Here is a 20,392-nt window from a genome sequence, read left to right as displayed (position 1 = left end):
TACTGGTCCTTCCCGCTCAGAGCTTGATCTCGATGTTGACGTCGGCGGGGAGGTCGAGACGCATGAGCGAGTCGACGGCCTTCGGCGTCGGGTCGATGATGTCGATGAGGCGCTTGTGGGTGCGCATCTCGAAGTGCTCGCGGCTGTCCTTGTACTTGTGGGGCGAGCGGATGACCGCCACCACGTTCTTCTCGGTGGGCAGCGGCACGGGGCCGACGACGGTGGCTCCTGCGCGCGTGACCGTGTCGACGATCTTGCGCGCCGAGGTGTCGATGACCTCGTGGTCATACGACTTAAGTCGAATGCGGATCTTCTGTCCCGCCATGTGTGACTCTCTCTCTGTCTCGCGTCGTACAGCCTCGACTGCATTGGACGCCCTCTGTTTTGCTATCAAGCACCGCGCGCACACACAGCTCACCTGAGCGAGGAGATGGGGTTGCGGTTAAGCTTCGTTCTGCTGCCTGCGGCCTAACCTCGAGGGCTATGCACTGCCAAAACAGTGATCAAGACCGCGCATGGCGGCCCGAAATGTTGAACTAGACGAGTTTGCCACATCCGGAGCCTGTATGCAACCCGGGCGTGTCGCGCATGATCACGCGGTTCCGGCCCCCAGCTGCAGCACGGCGCCACAGGCCCGCTCGAGCTCGTCTCCGTACGAGGGTCCGTGCCCCACCGCGTGCACCGCGAGAGGGTAGAGCTGGTGCAGCGCGAGCCGCCGCCTCCACCCGTCGGCCAGTGGAGAGACCTCCTGGTAGCCCCAGACGATGTCGTCGAGGAACGGGGCGCCGAACAGATGCAGCATCGCCAGGTCGGTCTCACGGTGGCCGCCGTGGGCGGCCGGGTCGATCAGCACGACGCCGGTCGGCGTCCACATCACGTTGCCCGACCAGAGGTCGCCGTGGAGCCTCGAGGGTGGCGTGCCGTCGTCGAAGATCCCGGTGGTGATCAGCTCGCAGACACGCTTGACCAGTTGGAAGCCGTCGGCGGAGAGATTGCCGCGCGCGACCGCCTGCTCCGCATAGGGCAGCACCCGCTCAGCGGGGTAGAACGCACTCCAGGAGTCGTACTCGCGCACCGACATGGTCCGGCGGCCGATGAAGCACGGCCCTGGCCAGCCGTCGGGCGGCGACCCGAAGGCGCGTGCACCGGCGTGGTGGGTGCGGGCGAGCTGCTCCCCGAACCGCGCCGCCGCCTCACGGCTCGGCCGCGTCTCACGCAACTCCTCCAGCGAGATCCGCCCCGGCTCCACCGATCGCACCTGCACGCAGGGCACTCCGCCGGCCTCCGCCAACCAGGCCAGGCCCGCTGCCTCAGCCTCGAAGAAGCCGTCGGCCGCGAGAGGATCGGACTTGGTGAACACCCTTCCACGCTACGTCGCGATCGTTTCGGGCGCATGTCGCCCGGGAGACGTTCTCATGGGAGAGCCCGGGGCCCAGACGTATCACTACGCTGGCCACTCCCGGCCGAGCTCTGTTCGCACCGTCTGGCGGCGGGCCTCCCATGAGAACGAGTGCCCCCATTCTGCGCCTCTCCCCCACGAACACAAGTCTTGACTTACGGCCGCGGCGGTGGGTGGGTCACTCGAACAGCAGGGTTCGCAGCTGGGTCTCGGCCGATGACAGCCGAGCCGGGTCGATGGTGGTTCCCTCGGTGTAGAGATCGACCACACGGGGGTCGACGTAGCTCTTCTTCGCGATCGACGGGGTGTTGCCGAGAACGACGGATGCGTCGCGCATCGCCCGCACGAGCGCCTTCGACCGCGCGGTCTTGGTGGGCTGGGGGCCCGAGCGCGCAAGGCTCACCGCGGCCGCGGCGGTGCCGTGCAGGGTGCGGAAGTCCTTCGCAGTGAAGTCGCCCCCGGTGCGCTCCCGCACGTAGGCGTTGATCTCCTCGGCGGTGACGGGATGCCACCGGCGATGATCGTCCTTCCAGGCCAGCAGTCGGGCGTTCGGGCCGCGTCGCTTCAGCAGGCGCACCAGGGCGGCGAGGTCGGCGTCGCTGATGTCGGAATCCCACTCCTGATGGCTCTTGCCCGGGAATGAGAGATGCACCGTGTCACCGCGGGTGCTGGCGTGCGCGCAGAGCAGGGTCGTGAGTCCGTGGCTGCCGTGCTTCTGGGCGTACCGTTCGCTGCCCACTCGCAGCGAACCGGTGTCGAGCATCCGGAAACCGGCCGCGAGGATGCGGTTCTTGCCGAAACCCTCTGAGCGGAGGTCGATCGTCACCATCCGGCGGGCCGCGGGCAGCGATTCGGCCAGAGCGAGCGACCGGTCGTACTTGATGCGGTCTTTCTGCTCACGCCAGGTGGGGTGGTAGATGTACTGGCGGCGCCCGGCGCCGTCGACTCCGGTGGCCTGGATGTGGCCGTTGTCGTACGGTGCGATCCAGACGTCCGTCCACGCGGGCGGAATGGCGAGGTGCTCGATCCGCGCTCTGAGCTCGGGATCGGTGACGGTCTCACCGCGGTGATCACGGTAGGTGAACCCGCGCCCGGCTTTCACGCGACGGATGCCGCGGCCCGACGAGTCGGACCGGCGAAGCCGTGACATGGTTGCGCCGACGTTCAGCGGTCGCCGACGGACCCGTCGGCCTTGTTGCGCGCCTCGTCGATCTTGGCGTCGTGCTTGCCACCGGTGATCTTCTTGGCGGTGCCTGCGATCCCGTCGAGGAGCTTGTCGCTGACCTCCTCGGCCTTCTCGCTCTTGAGAGCCTGCTTGACCTTCTCGTCGTCGAGAAGAGCCTTCGCCTTGCGCGTGATGTCATCGAACCCAGCCATACGTTCACTTTGGCCCGGCGTACCCTCCGTGACAACGGTTGTGCTGCGTCTTTGTCGAGGGCTCGTTCACTCCGCGGCGTCGCGCTCCCCCGGGGAGTCCCGCGGAGGCATCGACGCGAGCACGAATCTGACGAACATGGGGTGATCGCGCACCTTCTCGAGGATCGCCTCATATTCGCGACGCTCGCCGGAGTAAGGCCCGCGAACTCCCTTGAGGCGAGCGGCGAAATAGCCGTTCAGGCCGGAGCGGTAGACATCACCCGCTGACTCGAAGGCTGCCGATGCCTGAGTGGCGAAGTCGGTCGCCGACGTGAAGAGCCCCATCGACCAGAAGACCTGGGAGTACTGCTCCAGCACGCAGGCGAGCAACCAGCCGTCGTCGATCTGCCTGACCACGTCCAGGGCCTCCTCCAGATCGACGAGGCACCGCCGTGAGTTCTGTTCGGCGAAGTACTGACCCCTGATGACGAGGGCGTCGATGAGCAGCCGCGGATCTGCGCCGGACGCCCGCAACCCCACGATCACCCCGTCGAGATGCACGCACGGGTCTCCCGAGTAGTCGTCGGTCAGCTTTGCGGCAACCGCCACCGCAGCCCGCATCGCTGACAGATCAACAGAGGAATTCACATTCTGAGCTTAGCTCATGTGGATTCTGGGGGTGCGCGGGGCCTGCGTCGGTGAACGCAGAAGGGCCGCGCCCTGAGGCGCGGCCCTTCTGGTGAAACGGGGTGTTACTTGTTGATCTTGGTGACGGTACCGGCACCGACGGTGCGGCCACCCTCACGGATCGCGAAGCCGAGGCCCTCTTCCATCGCGATCGGCTGGATCAGCGCGACCGTGATGTCGGTGGTGTCGCCGGGCATGACCATCTCGGTGCCCTCGGGCAGCGTGATGACGCCGGTGACGTCGGTGGTGCGGAAGTAGAACTGCGGGCGGTAGTTCGTGTAGAAGGGGTTGTGACGCCCACCCTCATCCTTCGACAGGATGTACGCGGTGCCCTCGAAGTCGGTGTGCGGCGTGACCGAACCCGGCTTGACGACGACCTGACCGCGCTCGACGTCCTCGCGCTTGGTACCGCGGAGCAGCAGACCACAGTTCTCGCCGGCCCAGGCCTCGTCGAGCTGCTTGTGGAACATCTCGATACCGGTGACCGTGGTCTTCTGCGTCGGGCGGATGCCGACGATCTCGACCTCGGAGTTGATCGCGAGGGTGCCACGCTCGGCGCGGCCCGTGACGACGGTTCCACGACCGGTGATCGTGAAGACGTCCTCGATCGGCATCAGGAACGGCTTGTCCTTGTCGCGGATGGGGTCGGGGATCGACTCGTCCACGGCATCCATGAGGTCGAGGATGGACTGGGTCCACTTCTCGTCACCCTCGAGGGCCTTCAGGCCGGAGACGCGCACGACAGGAGCGTCCTCGTCGAAGTTCTGGCCGGCGAGCAGCTCGCGCACCTCGAGCTCGACGAGCTCCAGGATCTCCTCGTCGTCGACCATGTCGGCCTTGTTGAGGGCGACCAGCAGGTACGGCACGCCGACCTGCTTCGCGAGCAGCACGTGCTCGCGGGTCTGAGCCATGGGGCCGTCGGTGGCGGCGACCACGAGGATCGCGCCGTCCATCTGAGCCGCACCGGTGATCATGTTCTTGATGTAGTCAGCGTGACCGGGAGCATCGACGTGAGCGTAGTGACGCTTGGGCGTCTCGTACTCGACGTGGGAGATGTTGATCGTGATGCCGCGCTGGCGCTCCTCAGGAGCGGAGTCGATCGACGCGAAGTCGCGCTGAACGTTGGTCGCCGACGGGAACTTGTCCGCCAGGACCTTCGAGATGGCCGCGGTAAGGGTGGTCTTACCGTGGTCAACGTGACCGATCGTTCCGATGTTGACGTGCGGCTTGGTCCGCTCGAACTTGGCCTTAGCCACTAGGTCCTCCTCAGGACTCTCATGCCCGACTCACGGATGCTGGATTGCAGCCGGAGCAGGGCGGGGGTGTGTTGATATTTTACGCGAACCTACGAGGCCCGCAGAACGAGGGTGCTATTCGCCCTTGTTCTTCTGGATGATCTCGTCGGCCACAGCCTTCGGGACCTCGGCGTAGCTCTCGAACGTCATCGAGTACACGGCACGGCCCGAGGTCTTCGACCTCAGGTCACCGATGTAGCCGAACATCTCCGACAGCGGCACGTGTGCACGGACGACCTTGACGCCCTGGGCGTCCTCCATCGACTGGATCTGGCCACGACGCGAGTTCAGGTCGCCGATGACGTCACCCATGTATTCCTCAGGGGTGCGCACCTCCACGGCCATCAGCGGCTCGAGCAGCACGGGGCTGGCCTTGCGGGCCGCTTCCTTGAAGGCCATCGAGCCGGCGATCTTGAACGCCATCTCCGAGGAGTCGACGTCGTGCGATGCACCGTCGAGCAGCAGCGCCTTCACGCCGACCATCGGGTAGCCGGCGAGCACGCCGACCTGGAGGGCATCCTGGATTCCGGCGTCGACCGACGGGATGTACTCACGCGGGATGCGGCCACCGGTGACCTTGTTCACGAACTCGTACACCGTGTCGGCCGTGACCTCGAGGGGCTCGATCGCGATCTGGATCTTCGCGAACTGACCCGAACCACCGGTCTGCTTCTTGTGCGTGTAGTCGTAGCGCTCGACCGTCTTGCGGATGGTCTCGCGGTAGGCCACCTGGGGCTTGCCCACGTTGGCCTCGACGTTGAACTCGCGCTTCATGCGGTCGACCAGGATGTCGAGGTGGAGCTCGCCCATTCCCTTGATGACCGTCTGACCGGTCTCCTGGTTCTGCTCCGTGCGGAAGGTCGGGTCTTCTTCAGCGAGCTTCTGGATGGCGACACCCAGCTTCTCCTGGTCGGCCTTCGTCTTCGGCTCGATCGCGACCTCGATCACGGGCTCCGGGAAGGTCATCGACTCGAGCACGATCTGGTTCGACGGGTCGGACAGGGTGTCACCGGTGGTGGTGTCCTTCAGGCCGATGACCGCGTAGATGTGACCGGCGGTGACCGAGTCGACGGGGTTCTCCTTGTTGGAGTGCATCTGGAAGATCTTGCCGATGCGCTCCTTCTTGCCCTTGGTCGAGTTCATGACCTGGCCGCCGGAATCGAGGTGACCCGAGTACACGCGGATGTAGGTCAGACGACCGAAGAAGGGGTGAACCGCGACCTTGAACGCGAGAGCCGCGAACGGGTCCTTCGGGTCGGGGTGACGCTCGACGACGATCTCCTCGTCGCGGATGTCGTGACCTTCGGTCGCGGGAACATCCAGCGGGGAGGGCAGGTAGTCGACCACGGCGTCGAGCATGGGCTGCACGCCGCGGTTCTTGAACGCCGAGCCGCAGAGCACCGGGTAGATCTCGCTGTTGACGGTGAGCTTGCGGATCGCGCCCTTGATCTCGGCGACGGTCAGCTCCTCGCCACCGAAGAACTTCTCCAGCAGAGCGTCGTCGGTCTCGGCGACGGTCTCGAGGAGCACCTGACGGTACTCGTCGGCCTTCTCCTTGAGGTCGGCCGGGATCTCCTCGATCTCGTACTTGGCGCCCATCTGGACGTCACCCTTGGAGTCACCGCGCCAGGTGAGCGCACGCATCTCGACCAGGTCGACGACGCCCTCGAACGAGGACTCCGCACCGATCGGGAGCTGGAGCACCAGCGGCTTGGCGCCGAGGCGGTTGATGATGGTGTCGACCGTGAAGTAGAAGTCGGCGCCCAGCTTGTCCATCTTGTTGACGAAGCAGATGCGGGGCACGTCGTACTTGTCGGCCTGACGCCACACGGTCTCCGACTGGGGCTCCACGCCCTCCTTGCCGTCGAACACCGCGACGGCACCGTCGAGCACTCGGAGCGAACGCTCCACCTCGACGGTGAAGTCGACGTGACCGGGGGTGTCGATGATGTTGATCTGGTTCTTGTTCCAGAAGCAGGTCGTCGCGGCCGACGTGATCGTGATGCCGCGCTCCTGCTCCTGAGCCATCCAGTCCATCGTGGCGGCGCCGTCGTGCACCTCACCGATCTTGTGGGTGATGCCCGTGTAGAACAGGATGCGCTCGGTGGTGGTGGTCTTGCCGGCATCGATGTGAGCCATGATGCCGATGTTGCGGACCTTGTTCAGGTCGGTGAGCACGTCCTGTGCCACAGATTGCCTCCGGTTGGTTGGAGTGGAAAAGAGGGGGCGAACGGTTACCAGCGGTAGTGCGCGAAGGCCTTGTTCGACTCGGCCATCTTGTGGGTGTCTTCGCGGCGCTTGACCGCGGCGCCCAGACCGTTCGACGCGTCGAGGATCTCGTTGGTGAGACGCTCGGTCATCGTCTTCTCGCGACGGCCCTTGGCGTAGGTGGTGAGCCAGCGCAGCGCCAGCGTGTTGGCGCGGTGAGGCTTGACCTCGATGGGCACCTGGTAGGTGGAGCCACCGACGCGGCGGCTGCGGACCTCGAGCGTGGGGCGCACGTTGTCGAGGGCCTTCTTCAAGGTGACCACGGCGTCCTGGCTGTTCTTGGCGGAGACGCCGGCGAGGGCGTCGTACACGATGCGCTCAGCGGTGGCCTTCTTGCCATCGAGGAGGATCTTGTTGACCAGCTGGCTGACGATCTGCGCGCCGTAGACCGGATCGGCGACAACGGGACGCTTCGGGGCGGGACCCTTGCGAGGCATTACTTCTTCTCCATCTTCGCGCCGTAACGGCTGCGAGCCTGCTTGCGGTTCTTCACGGCCTGCGTGTCGAGCGCGCCGCGGATGATCTTGTAGCGAACACCGGGGAGGTCTTTCACACGACCGCCGCGCACGAGCACCATCGAGTGCTCCTGCAGGTTGTGGCCCTCGCCGGGGATGTACGCGGTGACCTCGGTGCCGTTCGACAGCTTGACGCGGGCGACCTTGCGAAGCGCGGAGTTCGGCTTCTTGGGGGTGGTGGTGTACACACGGGTGCACACGCCGCGCTGCTGGGGGTTGGCCTTGAGGGCGGGCGCCTTGGTCTTGGTGACCTTCGGGGTGCGACCCTTGCGGACCAACTGCTGAATGGTTGGCACTACTTGCTCCTTGTATTCGTAACGCTCAGTGTCTGCCGGGCACGGACATCCGCACCCGTTCGTTCACGATCCGCACCCGCCAGGACTGGCGTGTCGGAGTCGTCTGGATCCACCGGCGGTACAAAATGGCTCTGATATCGCTGGTTGGAAGAGCAGTGGGGGCCTTGCGGCCCTGCTTCGCTCGAAAATCTGGGCATGCAAGTATGCACACACCCGGAAAATTCTAGCCTCTTGACCCCTGTGGGTCAAATGCCCCCGAGCATCTGCTCGACGACCGGCAACGCGGACCTGGAGATACTACCAGTTCGTGATGGGAGCCGAAGGCTCACCGCGGGACGACTCCCCCTCGACCGCTCCGCGCTGCTCCTGCTCGCGTGCTCGGTCGAACTCCGCGCGGGCCGCCGCGTTACGTGCCTTCACGCGGCGCCCGCGCACGGCGATCCACGCGCCCGTCCAGATCGAGGCCTCGCGGGCCACGATGGCGCCGGCCAGCGTCAGCGGATCCATGGTCAGCGAGCGCACGAAGTCATACTGCTCCTGCGGCTGCCAGTTCCAGGCCTGCACGTGGATGAGTGCACCCGCGATGCCGGCGAAGTACACCAGCACGGCGACGACGAAACCACCCAGGACGTACGCCCACCACCCGGCCCGGTTGACGATGAGCACGATCAGGACGAGCGCGAGCGCGAAGACGACGACCGGCACGATGAACGCGGCAGTGGCCAGGAACTGCAGGAACGCGGAGACCGCGGCCTCGCCCGTGAGGTTGGCGCCGATCACGAAGAACGACACGACGGCGTAGACCGCGGCGAACACGATGGTGCCGAGCACGGCGATCAGCGAACCGAAGCCGCGGTTGCCCTTCGGCTGGGGCGGCAGGGGTGCCGAGATCGGCTGCGGCACGGGCTGGTAGGGCGGGTAGTCGTCGCTCACCGAGGCGGGAGCAGGGGTCGATCCCGCCGACGGCGAGGCGGGCTGACCCGCAGCGGAGGCCGGCCCCGACGATGCGGCGGCCGGTACGAAGGCGGCGGCGGGGTACGGGGTGCGGCCTGCGTCGTCGGCCGATCGTCCGGCCGCCGGCGTTGCCGGGTCGGTGACCACGTAAGGTCCGCCGATGGCGTCGCGCCCGGCGCCGGTGTCGGCCGTGGGCCGCGCATCCGAGCGGACGGGCTGGTCGGTGTGAGAGACGCGCTCGGCGGCCGGCATCTGGATGGGCTCGGGGATCTCGACCCGGGGCTCTGGCCGCTCGGAGGGGTCTACCCGGGGCTGGACGGGCTCGTGAGCGGGCGCGCCGGTCTTTGCCGCATCCGTGTCGCCCGCCGGAGCCTGCCAGCCCGGGAACTCGGGCAGAGGCGGTGCAGCCTCTGCCCCCTGGCCGGCGCCCTGGGCGTCGTCGCGCGCGGGGAACTCCGGCTTGCCGTCTTCACGATCGTCGGTGCTCATAGCGCAACTCCTCCCGGCCCTGCGGCCACCGCGCAGCACAGAGAATGCAGCGCAGGCGCCACACTACCAACGCGGCTGCGTCGCACCCCGGAAGGGGTCAGGCGCGCCCGCCGATCGATTCCGGATGCGTCGGCGTGGCCGCCGGAAACGGCGAAGGGCCCCCCACCGGTGACGGTGGGAGGCCCTTCGGCGTGATCGGGGACCTTAGTTGTAGGTGCCCGGGGTGTAGTCGTCGCTGGAGAAGCTGTCGAAGTCGACGAACGAGAGGTCGGCCTCCGAGAACACCGAGTCATCCGTGAAGATGCGGTTCGGGTAGCGCTCGGCCTTGGCCTCTTCGGTCGCCTCGACGGTGACGTTGCGGTACTTCTGGAGACCGGTACCGGCCGGGATCAGCTTTCCGATGATCACGTTCTCCTTCAGGCCCACCAGCGGGTCGGACTTGCCCTCCATGGCGGCCTGCGTGAGGACACGCGTGGTCTCCTGGAACGACGCGGCCGACAGCCACGACTCGGTCGCGAGGGACGCCTTGGTGATACCCATGACCTCCTGGCGAGCCGATGCCGGCTTCTTGCCCTCGGCGACCGCAGCACGGTTCACCTCGGTGTAGCGCAGCCGGTCGACCAGCTCACCCGGGAGCAGGTCGGTGTCGCTGTGCTCCACCACGGTGACCTTGCGCAGCATCTGGCGCACGATGACCTCGATGTGCTTGTCGTGGATCGGCACACCCTGCGAGCGGTAGACGCCCTGCACACCGCCCACGAGGTGCTTCTGCACCTCGCGCACGCCCTTGACCCGGAGGACTTCCTTCGGGTCGACGGCGCCCACGATGAGCTGCTGACCGAGCTCCACGTGCTGCCCGTCCTCGATGAGGAGGGTGGCACGCTTCAGCACCGGGTAGGCGATCGGCTCGTCGCCGTTGTCGGGCGTGAGGATCACCTTGCGGCTGCGGTCGGTGTCTTCGATCGTGACGCGGCCGGCGGCCTCGACGATCGGCGACGCACCCTTGGGGGTACGGGCCTCGAAGAGCTCCTGCACGCGGGGCAGACCCTGGGTGATGTCGTCAGCGGATGCGGAACCACCGGTGTGGAAGGTACGCATCGTCAGCTGCGTGCCGGGCTCACCGATCGACTGGGCCGCGATGATGCCGACGGCCTCTCCGATGTCGACGAGCTTGCCGGTGGCGAGCGAGCGGCCGTAGCAGGCAGCACACACACCGACGGCCGACTCGCAGGTCAGCACCGAGCGCACCTTGATGTTGCGCACGCCGGCAGCGACCAGCTTGTCGATCAGCACGTCTCCGACGTCGTCTCCGGCCTCGGCCACGACCTCGCCCTGCTCGTTCACCGCGTCGGCGGCGAGCGAACGGGCGTAGACCGAGTTCTCGACGTTGTCGTCGCGGGTCCAGACGCCGTCGGCGCCCTCGTTCGCGATCGGCAGGTCGAGACCGCGCGAGGTGCCGCAGTCGGGCTCGCGGATGATGACGTCCTGCGACACGTCGACGAGTCGACGGGTCAGGTAGCCCGAGTCGGCAGTACGGAGCGCCGTGTCGGCCAGACCCTTACGGGCACCGTGCGTCGCGATGAAGTACTCCGCCACCGACAATCCCTCGCGGTACGAGGAGATGATCGGACGAGGGATGATCTCACCCTTCGGGTTGTTCACCAGGCCTCGCATACCCGCGATGTTACGGATCTGCAGCCAGTTACCACGGGCACCGGAGGACACCATGCGGTTGATGGTGTTGTCCGACGGGAAGTTGGCACGCATCGCCTGCGCAACCTCCTCCGTGGCCTTCGTCCAGATCTGGATGAGCTCCTGGCGACGCTCGAGGTCGGTGGTCAGACCCTTCTCGAACTGGCCCTGCACCTTGGCGGCCTGCTTCTCGTAGCCCGCCACGATCTCCCGCTTGTTCGGCGGGGTCAGGATGTCGGAGAGAGCGACCGTGACACCCGAGCGGGTGGCCCAGTAGAACCCGGCGTCCTTGATGCGGTCCAGCGACGCGGCGACCTCCACCTTGGGGTAGCGCTCCGCGAGGTCGTTGACGATCCCGGAGAGCATCCCCTTGTCGGCGACGGCCCGCGTGAGCGGGTAGTCGGCCGGGAGGGCCTCATTGAACAGGGCGCGACCGAGTGAGATGTCGACCAGCACGGGGCCGTCGACGTAGCCCTCGGGGGCCTCGTTCTCGTGGAAGTACACGTCGTTGAGACGGATCTTCACGTTGGCGTTCAGGTCGAGCGACTTCTGGTCGAACGCGAGGATCGCCTCGGCGATCGACGAGAACGCGCGGCCCTCGCCGACGGCGCCTTCCTTGATCGTGGTCAGGTGGTGCAGACCGATGATCATGTCCTGGGTCGGCAGGGTGACCGGGCGGCCATCCGACGGCTTCAGGATGTTGTTCGACGCGAGCATCAGGATGCGGGCCTCGGCCTGGGCCTCGACCGACAGCGGCAGGTGGACGGCCATCTGGTCACCGTCGAAGTCCGCGTTGAACGCGGCGCAGACGAGCGGGTGCAGCTGGATCGCCTTGCCCTCGACCAGCTGGGGCTCGAAGGCCTGGATGCCGAGTCGGTGCAGCGTTGGTGCGCGGTTGAGCAGCACGGGGCGCTCGCGGATGATCTCCTCCAGCACGTCCCACACCTGGGGACGGCTGCGCTCGACCATGCGCTTCGCAGCCTTGATGTTCTGAGCGTGGCTCAGGTCGATCAGGCGCTTGATCACGAACGGCTTGAACAGCTCCAGCGCCATCTGCTTGGGCAGACCGCACTGGTGCAGCTTCAGCTGCGGACCGACGATGATGACCGAACGGCCCGAGTAGTCCACGCGCTTGCCGAGCAGGTTCTGGCGGAAACGACCCTGCTTTCCCTTGAGCATGTCGCTCAGGGACTTCAGGGCGCGGTTGCCGGTACCCGTGACCGGACGACCACGGCGACCGTTGTCGAACAGTGCGTCGACGGCCTCCTGCAGCATCCGCTTCTCGTTGTTGACGATGATCTCGGGGGCACCGAGATCGAGCAGACGACGGAGACGGTTGTTGCGGTTGATCACACGACGGTAGAGGTCGTTCAGGTCGCTGGTGGCGAAGCGGCCACCGTCGAGCTGCACCATCGGGCGCAGCTCCGGCGGGATGACCGGCACCACGTCGAGCACCATGGCGGCCGGCGAGTTGCCGGTGGCCAGGAAGGAGCTCACGACGCGCAGGCGCTTGATGGCGCGGATCTTCTTCTGACCCTTGCCCTCGGCGATCTGCAGGCGCAGGTTCTCGCCCTCGGTCTCGAGGTCGAACGCCTCGAGCCGCTTCTTGATGGCCTCGGCGCCCATGTAGGCCTCGAAGTACATGCCGTAGCGGTCCTGGAGCTCGTGGAAGATCGCGTCTTCGGGCTTGAGCTCGCCGACCTTGAGGTTGCGGAAGTCTTCCCACACGCGCTCGAGCTGGGCGATCTGGTCGTCGTAGGCCTTGCGGGCCTGCGACATCTCCTTCTCGGCGCCATCCTTCGTGCGGCGCTTCTGATCGGCCTTGGCGCCCTCGTTCTCGAGCTCGGCGAGGTCGGTCTCGAGACGCTGCAGGCGCTCGGCGATGCGGGCGTCGCGCTGGTCGGACAGGGTCTTGATCTCGAGCCGGAGCTCGTTCTCGAGGCCCGGCATGTCGGCGTGACGGCCGTCTTCGTCGACCGAGATGATCATGTACGCAGCGAAGTAGATGACCTTCTCGAGGTCTTTCGGCGCCATGTCGAGCAGGTAGCCCAAGCGCGAGGGAACGCCCTTGAAGTACCAGATGTGCGTGACCGGGGCGGCGAGCTCGATGTGGCCCATGCGCTCACGACGCACGGAGGACTTGGTGACCTCCACGCCGCAGCGCTCGCAGACGATGCCCTTGAACCGGACTCGCTTGTACTTGCCGCAGGAACACTCCCAGTCACGGCTCGGCCCGAAGATCTGCTCTCCGAAGAGGCCGTCCTTCTCGGGCTTCAGCGTGCGGTAGTTGATGGTCTCGGGCTTCTTGACCTCACCGTGCGACCACTTGCGGATGTCGTCGGCCGTTGCGAGGCCGATCCGCAGCTCATCAAAAGTTGTTACGTCGAGCAATTTTCCTTCTCTCCTGGAAAAAGTCTTCTAGTGGTTGCCGGCTCAGATGTCGTCGATGGACGACGACTCGAAGCGGCTGGAGATGTTGATGCCGAGCTCTTCTGCAGCACGGAAGACCTCGTCGTCCGTGTCGCGGAGGCTGACCGCGGTGCCGTCTGCCGAGAGCACCTCGACGTTCAGGCACAGCGACTGCATCTCCTTGATGAGCACCTTGAAGCTCTCGGGAATGCCCGGCTCCTGGATGTTCTCGCCCTTGACGATGGCCTCGTACACCTTCACGCGGCCGAGGATGTCGTCGGACTTGATGGTCAGGAGCTCCTGCAGCGCGTACGCGGCACCGTAGGCCTCGAGAGCCCACACCTCCATCTCACCGAAGCGCTGTCCACCGAACTGCGCCTTACCACCCAGCGGCTGCTGCGTGATCATGGAGTACGGACCGGTCGAACGGGCGTGGATCTTGTCGTCGACGAGGTGGTGCAGCTTCAGGATGTACATGTAGCCGACCGAGACGGGCTCCGGGTACGGCTCGCCGGAGCGGCCGTCGAAGAGCTGCGTCTTACCCGAGGAGCCGATCAGACGCTCTCCGTCGCGGGTGAGGGTGGTCGAGTCGAGCAGACCTGCGATCTCCTCCTCCGACGCACCGTCGAACACCGGGGTGGCGACCTTGGTGCCGGGAGCAGCCGAACGGGCCTGCTCCGGAAGGCTCGCGGCCCACTTCGGCTTGCCGTCGACCTGCCAGCCCTGCTTCGCGATCCAGCCGAGGTGCGTCTCGAGCACCTGGCCGAAGTTCATGCGACCGGGGATGCCCATCGGGTTCAGGACGATGTCGACCGGAGTTCCGTCAGCGAGGAAGGGCATGTCCTCGACCGGGAGGATCTTCGAGATGACGCCCTTGTTGCCGTGACGGCCGGCGAGCTTGTCGCCCGCGGTGATCTTGCGCTTCTGGGCGATGTAGACCACGACGCGCTGGTTGACGCCCGAGCCGAGCTCGTCGTCGTTCTCGGCCGAGAACTCCTTGACCGCGATGATCGTGCCCTCTTCACCGTGAGGCACCTTGAGGCTCGTGTCGCGCACCTCGCGGCTCTTCTCGTTGAAGATCGCGCGCAGCAGGCGCTCCTCGGCGCTGAGCTCGGTCTCGCCCTTCGGCGTGACCTTGCCCACCAGGATGTCGCCAGGACGGACCTCGGCACCGATGCGGATGATGCCGCGCTCGTCGAGGTCGGCCAGCAGCTCCGGGCTCACGTTGGGGAGGTCACGGGTGATCTCCTCCTTGCCGAGCTTGGTGTCGCGGGCGTCGACCTCGTACTCCTCGATGTGGATCGAGGAGAGCACGTCGTCCTTCACCAGGTTCTGGCTGAGGATGATCGCGTCTTCGAAGTTGTGACCCTCCCACGGCATGAACGCCACGAGGAGGTTCTTGCCCAGTGCCAGCTCGCCGTTCTCGGTGGCCGGGCCATCCGCGATGACCTGACCGGCCTCGATGCGCTCACCCTCGGAGACGATGACGCGGTTGTTGTACGACGTGCCCTGGTTCGAGCGGTCGAACTTGCGCAGGTAGTACGTGTCGGCGCCGCCCTCGTCGAGCTGCACGGTCACGGCGTCGGCCGAGACCTCCTGCACGACACCGGCACGGCCGGCGGTGACGACGTCTCCGGCATCGATGGCCGCGAAGCCCTCCATACCGGTACCCACCAGCGGCGACTCGCTGCGCAGCAGCGGGACGGCCTGACGCTGCATGTTCGCGCCCATGAGCGCGCGGTTCGCGTCGTCGTGCTCGAGGAACGGGATGAGCGACGTGGCGACCGACACCATCTGGCGGGGCGAGACATCCATGTAGCCGATGTCTTCGGCGGGGAACAGGTCGACCTCGCCGCCCTTCTTACGGGCGAGCACGCGGTTCTCGGCGAACGTGGCGTCGGCCGTGAGGGGCGCGTTGGCCTGGGCGACGATGTACTCGTCCTCCTCAGAAGCCGTGAGGTAGTCGATGTTCGCCGTGACCACACCGTCGACGACGCGACGGTACGGGGTCTCGATGAAACCGAAGGAGTTGATGCGGGCGAACGACGCCAGCGAGCCGATCAGGCCGATGTTCGGGCCTTCCGGGGTCTCGATGGGGCACATGCGACCGTAGTGCGAGGGGTGCACGTCTCGCACCTCGACGCCGGCACGCTCACGGCTCAGACCACCCGGGCCCAGCGCGGAGAGTCGACGCTTGTGCGTCAGGCCCGCGAGGGGGTTGTTCTGGTCCATGAACTGGCTGAGCTGCGAGGTTCCGAAGAACTCCTTGATCGCGGCGACGACGGGGCGCACGTTGATCAGGGTCTGCGGGGTGATGGCCTCGATGTCCTGTGTGGTCATGCGCTCGCGCACCACGCGCTCCATCCGCGACAGACCCGTGCGGACCTGGTTCTGGATGAGCTCGCCGACCGCACGGATGCGGCGGTTGCCGAAGTGGTCGATGTCATCGACGTCGAGACGGATCTCGACCGGCTTGGAATCGCGCACACCGTCGAGGGTGGTGCGGTTGTCGTGCAGGGCCACCAGGTACTTGATGGTCGCGATGATGTCCTGCGTGGTGAGCACGGAGTCGGACAGCGGCGCGTCGATGCCCAGCTTGCGGTTGATCTTGTAGCGACCGACCTTCGCCAGGTCGTAGCGCTTGGGGTTGAAGTAGAAGTTGTCCAGCAGCGCGCGGGCAGCCTCTGCGGCCACCTGCTCGCCCGGGCGGAGCTTGCGGTAGATGTCCTTCAGGGCCTCTTCCTTGGTGAGGATCGAGTCCTTCTCCAGGGTGGCCTCGATCGAGGCGTAGCCCTTGAACTCCTCGAGGATCTCCTCGGAGGTGAGGCCGAGGGCCTTGAGAAACACGGTGACCGACTGCTTGCGCTTGCGGTCGATGCGCACGCCGACCTGGTCGCGCTTGTCGATCTCGAACTCGAGCCAGGCGCCACGGCTCGGGATGACGCGAGCGGAGTAGATGTCCTTGTCGGACGTCTTCTCGGGGGTGCGCTCGAAGTACACGCCGGGGCTGCGGACGAGCTGCGACACGACGACACGCTCGGTGCCGTTGATGATGAAGGTGCCGCGCTCGGTCATCAGCGGGAAGTCGCCCATGAAGACCGTCTGGGTCTTGATCTCACCGGTCTGGTGGTTCATGAACTCGGCCTCGACGTAGAGCGGAGCGGCGTAGGTCTTGCCGCGCTCCTTGCACTCGTCGATGGTGTACTTCTCGGGCTCGAGGAACGGGCTCGTGAAGCTGAGCTGCATGGTCTCACCGAGGTCTTCGATGGGTGAGATCTCCTCGAAGATCTCCTCGAGGCCCGAGTGGCTCGGCAGGTCTTGACGACCGGCCTCTTTGGCTTCGGCGACGCGTGCCTTCCACACGTCGTTTCCGACCAGCCAGTCGAAGCTCTCGGTCTGCAGAGCGAGCAGATCGGGAACCGTCAGGGTGTCGGTGATCTTGGCGAACGAGAGCCGCGATGCGGCCCGACCGTTCTTGGGTGTAGTGGTGGTTGCGTTGCGCGCAGCAGCCAAGGAAATAACCTCCGTGGACCCCGTCGGGTCTTGCGTTACATACGGTCGATGTGGTGTCGAGAAAACTCCGCAGACATGGTCTGAACCCGCCATTTGGTTCTAGAGTGTTGCTGCATGTGGAACACGCAGCTGCCGACCACAATATGAAGGCATGGTTGTTCTGGGAGCGCAAAGATCCACTATAGGCGCTGTCGACACGCCTGTCCAGTCGAATTCTTGACCAGTTTGGGTTTCTCAGGTATAACGCGTGAAGAATCGTGAGAACCCGTCCGTGCGGCTGTCCGACGGACTGCTCGCCACCATCGAGGACGACCGGTTCCGCACCGGGTCGAAAGTGCTGATCGTCGACGGCACGCCGCAGTCGCACGTGGATCTCGACGATCCGACCTACCTCTCGTTCGAGTACGTGCGGCGGATCGGGCACGGCGTCGATCTGGTCGCGGCCCCCGGCGAACCCATCACCGCGGTGCACCTCGGCGGCGGCGCCTTCACCCTCCCCCGCTACGTGGAGGCCACTCGGCCGGGCTCGCGGCAGCAGGTGGTGGAGATCGACAGCGAGCTGGTGGCGTTCGTGCGCGAGCAGCTCCCTCTGCCCAAGGGCGCCAGCATCCGGGTGCGGCACGGCGACGCCCGCGCCGTGCTGGAGAAGCTGCCGCCGGGGCTCCGGGGCAGCACCGACCTCGTGGTGGTGGACGTGTTCGCCGGCGCCCGCACGCCGGCCCATGTGACGAGCGTCGAGTTCTACACGGCGGTCGCGTCTCTGCTCGCGCCGCGCGGCGTCGTGGCGGTGAACATCGCCGACGGCGCCGGACTCGCCTTCGCCCGCAGTCAGGCGGCGACGCTCGGGCAGGTGTTCGCCGACGTCGCGATCGTGGCCGACCCGCAGATGCTCAAGGCCCGCCGGTTCGGCAACGTGGTGGCGTTCGCGTCGAATTCCCCGCTGCCGTTCGAACGGATGCCGCGGCTCGTGGCGAGCGACCCGGTGCCCGCCAAGGTGGTCACCGGCACCGAGCTCAGGCAGTTCACGGCGGGCGCGGCCGTGACCACCGACCAGACCGCCGTGAAGTCCCCGGCGCCGGCTCGGAGCATTTTCCAGGTCGACCGGAAGAGGATGGACGACTAGGAGGTCGTCGATGACTGCTGCAGGGAACCCGGTCCGCTCGAGACGGCGGCTGAGCGCGCTGGTCGGCGCATCCGTCGCCGCGGTGGTGCTGAGCGGATGCTCGGGGGTGCCCGAGACCACGCGGGGCCCCACGTCGGCCTCGACGGCGATGCCGTCGCCGTCGCCCTCACCCTCCTCCCCTGCGACCGATTCTGCGGATGCGCCTCCGGCTACGCCGGCCCCCGTCGAGGATCTCGGGCCGCTCGTGCCGTCCGGCGATCCCGTGCCGGTGGCGACCGGGCTCCCGGCACCGTGGTCGGTCGCCACACTCGGCGACGGCTCGATCCTGGTGTCGGAGCGCAATACCGCGGCGGTGGTGGAGATCGTCGACGGCCAGGCCGTGCCCGTGACCACCGTGCCCGGAGTGTCGGCTGCGGGCGAGGGTGGACTTCTCGGCATCACGACGCGGGAGGAGACATCCGGAACCTGGCTCTACGCCATGTTCACCGGCGAGACCGACAACCGCGTGGTGCGGATGCCGCTGTCGGGCGCGGCCGGGGCCAGGACCGCGGGCGCCGTGACCGAGGTGCTCACGGGGTTGCCCAAGGCCTCGAACCACAACGGCGGGCGGATCGCGTTCGGGCCCGACGGGATGCTCTACGTGACCGCCGGCGACGCCAGCGCGAGCTCGAACGCGCAGACGCTCGACTCGCTCGGCGGCAAGATCTTGCGGGTGACGGCCGAGGGGCAGGTGCCGGCCGACAACCCGTTCCCCGGGTCACCCGTGTACTCGCTCGGGCACCGCAACCCGCAGGGCATCGCCTGGGCGGCCGACGGCACCCTGTGGGCGGCGGAGTTCGGGCAGGACACCTGGGACGAGATCAACCGCATCACCCCGGGGGCGAACTACGGCTGGCCGCTGGTGGAGGGGATGGCGGGCGCAGAGGGGCTCGTCGACCCGGTGCAGCAGTGGGCGACGGATGACGCCAGCCCGTCGGGCATCGCGGTGGTGGGCGACACCGTGTTCATGGCGGGGCTCGGCGGCGAACGGTTGTGGAGCATCCGGTTCGACGGGTCGGCCGTCTCGCACTACGACGGCCAGCTGGGGCGCATCCGCGACGTGGTGCCGGGGCCGGGCACGACGTTGTACCTGCTGACGAACAACACCGACGGGCGCGGGGAGCCCCGGGCCGGGGACGACGTGCTGTACCGGGTGGAGCTGGTGCCGGCGGTGTGAGTTCGACTCGTCTTCACCCGGTGCGGAGCGGCGGCAGAGCATGTCCCCCGTGCTGGGTACCCTTGAGGAGGGACTTCGAGCACCAGGAGCACGAACTGAGCATCATCACCGGTTACGACATGACCACCCTGCGCGAGAAGGTCGACGTGCAGGCCGCGACGGAGCGCCTGAACGAACTCGGGCTGCTGCGCAGCCTCAGCGCCCTGAACGAGAAGGTCGTGCTGCTGCGGCTGCTCGGCCGGCTCGACGAGGCCTTCACCATCGCGAACGAGGCGGTGCGCCAGGCGCGCTTCTCCGGTGACCGGGAGATGGCGCTGGGGGCACGCATCCGTCGCGCCCAGGTGCAGCAGTACCAGGGCAAGTACCCGGCCGCGCTGCAGGAGCTGGGGCTGTGCGTCGAGGAGGCGCAGACGCACGAGTGGGGGTCGCTCGAGGCCATCGCGACGCTCAGCCGGGGCAAGGTGCACTACGAGACCCAGGACTACGAGGCCGCGCTGGCCGACTTCAAGGCGGCGGTGTTCTCGATGGAGCGTCAGGGCGCCTCGATCGACCAGCTGGAGAGCGCCCTCGTGGCGGTGGCCGTGACCGAGTCGTTCCTGTCGGCCTGAGGGCGCGCGCGTGGCTGAGCTCGAGCGGGTGACGACCTGGGCGAACGCCCTCATCCGTCTGCACCTCGACGCCTCCGTGTGGTCGTTCGGGTTCGACAACGCCAAGACCCGGGCCGGCCAGTGCAACTACACGACGCACCGCATCACGGTGTCGCGATATCTCGCGGCCCGGTACGACGACGACGAGATCCACCAGATCCTGCTGCACGAGGTGGCGCACGCGATGGCGGGGTCGCGGGCCGCCCACGGGCCGAAGTGGGTGGCTGTGGCGCGATCGATCGGGTACGAGGGGTCGCGCCTGCACGACGGCACGCGCGCCGACGAGCTCGCTCCGTGGGTGGGGCGGTGCCCGGCGGGGCACGAGTTCTACCGGCACCGGAAGCCGGCGGCACGGCTGTCGTGCAGCGTGTGCGCGCGGGGGTTCTCGGCGGCGCACCTCATCGCATGGACGCGGCGCGACGTGACGGCCGCGCGGCGGGCCGCGCCGGCCGGCTCGAGCGCTCGCGACCTCGGGCCCACCCGCAACGAGCAGACCGCCCGCTCCGCCTGAGCGGCGAGCGGGCGGTGTTCCC

16 protein-coding genes are annotated in these 20,392 nt (G+C 66.9%); 4 read left to right on the top strand and 12 right to left on the bottom strand.

Annotated features, from left to right (window positions below; genetic code table 11):
• Positions 1–16: 16 nt before the first annotated feature.
• From rpsJ to rpoB, 12 genes are all read right to left on the bottom strand, one after another.
• On the bottom strand, positions 17–325 hold the full coding sequence (gene rpsJ, locus ACEXOR_RS03080; RefSeq protein ID WP_022895514.1) for a 30S ribosomal protein S10: 309 nt from the start codon (positions 323–325) through the stop codon (positions 17–19).
• A gap of 267 nt (positions 326–592) precedes the next feature.
• Positions 593–1,360: a fructosamine kinase family protein gene (locus ACEXOR_RS03075; RefSeq protein WP_374847925.1), complete on the bottom strand. Its 768-nt coding sequence runs from the start codon at positions 1,358–1,360 to the stop codon at positions 593–595.
• Between the two features lie 217 nt (positions 1,361–1,577).
• Complete coding sequence (locus ACEXOR_RS03070) at positions 1,578–2,549, bottom strand: DNA topoisomerase IB (protein WP_374847924.1); 972 nt, start codon at positions 2,547–2,549, stop codon at positions 1,578–1,580.
• Positions 2,550–2,563: 14 nt separating this feature from the next.
• Positions 2,564–2,776: an antitoxin gene (locus ACEXOR_RS03065; RefSeq protein ID WP_374847923.1), complete on the bottom strand. Its 213-nt coding sequence runs from the start codon at positions 2,774–2,776 to the stop codon at positions 2,564–2,566.
• Between the two features lie 66 nt (positions 2,777–2,842).
• Positions 2,843–3,364, bottom strand: coding sequence for a hypothetical protein (locus ACEXOR_RS03060; protein WP_374847922.1), 522 nt, complete (start codon positions 3,362–3,364; stop codon positions 2,843–2,845).
• A 143-nt stretch (positions 3,365–3,507) separates the two neighbouring features.
• On the bottom strand, positions 3,508–4,698 hold the full coding sequence (gene tuf / locus ACEXOR_RS03055) for an elongation factor Tu (protein WP_374847921.1): 1,191 nt from the start codon (positions 4,696–4,698) through the stop codon (positions 3,508–3,510).
• A 114-nt stretch (positions 4,699–4,812) separates the two neighbouring features.
• Positions 4,813–6,927 (bottom strand): elongation factor G, encoded by a 2,115-nt coding sequence (fusA, locus tag ACEXOR_RS03050; protein ID WP_374847920.1) that lies wholly within the window; start codon positions 6,925–6,927, stop codon positions 4,813–4,815.
• Between the two features lie 44 nt (positions 6,928–6,971).
• Entirely contained in the window at positions 6,972–7,442 is a 471-nt protein-coding gene (gene rpsG, locus ACEXOR_RS03045; RefSeq protein ID WP_374847919.1) for a 30S ribosomal protein S7, read from the bottom strand.
• Entirely contained in the window at positions 7,442–7,816 is a 375-nt protein-coding gene (rpsL, locus tag ACEXOR_RS03040) for a 30S ribosomal protein S12 (protein ID WP_056734914.1), read from the bottom strand. Before rpsL ends, rpsG begins: the two co-directional genes overlap by 1 nt.
• A 297-nt stretch (positions 7,817–8,113) precedes the next feature.
• A complete protein-coding gene (locus ACEXOR_RS03035; protein WP_374847918.1) occupies positions 8,114–9,259 on the bottom strand; it encodes a DUF962 domain-containing protein in 1,146 nt (381 codons plus the stop codon).
• Positions 9,260–9,463: 204 nt separating this feature from the next.
• The gene (locus ACEXOR_RS03030) at positions 9,464–13,342 is read right to left on the bottom strand and encodes a DNA-directed RNA polymerase subunit beta' (RefSeq protein WP_374847917.1); all 3,879 of its coding nucleotides are present in this window, start codon (positions 13,340–13,342) and stop codon (positions 9,464–9,466) included.
• Positions 13,343–13,384: 42 nt separating this feature from the next.
• Positions 13,385–16,873: a DNA-directed RNA polymerase subunit beta gene (rpoB, locus tag ACEXOR_RS03025; protein ID WP_374847916.1), complete on the bottom strand. Its 3,489-nt coding sequence runs from the start codon at positions 16,871–16,873 to the stop codon at positions 13,385–13,387.
• Between the two features lie 247 nt (positions 16,874–17,120).
• Between rpoB and ACEXOR_RS03020 the strand changes: the two genes are divergently transcribed.
• From ACEXOR_RS03020 to ACEXOR_RS03005, 4 genes are all read left to right on the top strand, one after another.
• Positions 17,121–17,996 (top strand): spermidine synthase, encoded by an 876-nt coding sequence (locus ACEXOR_RS03020; RefSeq protein WP_374847915.1) that lies wholly within the window; start codon positions 17,121–17,123, stop codon positions 17,994–17,996.
• Positions 17,997–18,006: 10 nt separating this feature from the next.
• Complete coding sequence (locus ACEXOR_RS03015; protein WP_374847914.1) at positions 18,007–19,212, top strand: PQQ-dependent sugar dehydrogenase; 1,206 nt, start codon at positions 18,007–18,009, stop codon at positions 19,210–19,212.
• Between the two features lie 62 nt (positions 19,213–19,274).
• Entirely contained in the window at positions 19,275–19,820 is a 546-nt protein-coding gene (locus ACEXOR_RS03010) for a hypothetical protein (RefSeq protein WP_374847913.1), read from the top strand.
• A 10-nt stretch (positions 19,821–19,830) separates the two neighbouring features.
• Positions 19,831–20,370, top strand: a complete 540-nt coding sequence (locus tag ACEXOR_RS03005; protein ID WP_374847912.1) for a SprT-like domain-containing protein — start codon at positions 19,831–19,833, stop codon at positions 20,368–20,370.
• Positions 20,371–20,392: the final 22 nt, after the last annotated feature.

Source organism: Herbiconiux liangxiaofengii, assembly GCF_041927335.1.
Taxonomy (GTDB): domain Bacteria; phylum Actinomycetota; class Actinomycetes; order Actinomycetales; family Microbacteriaceae; genus Herbiconiux; species Herbiconiux liangxiaofengii.
Note: the sequence above shows the minus strand (reverse complement) of the source record. Positions and strands in the feature narration are given on the sequence as shown.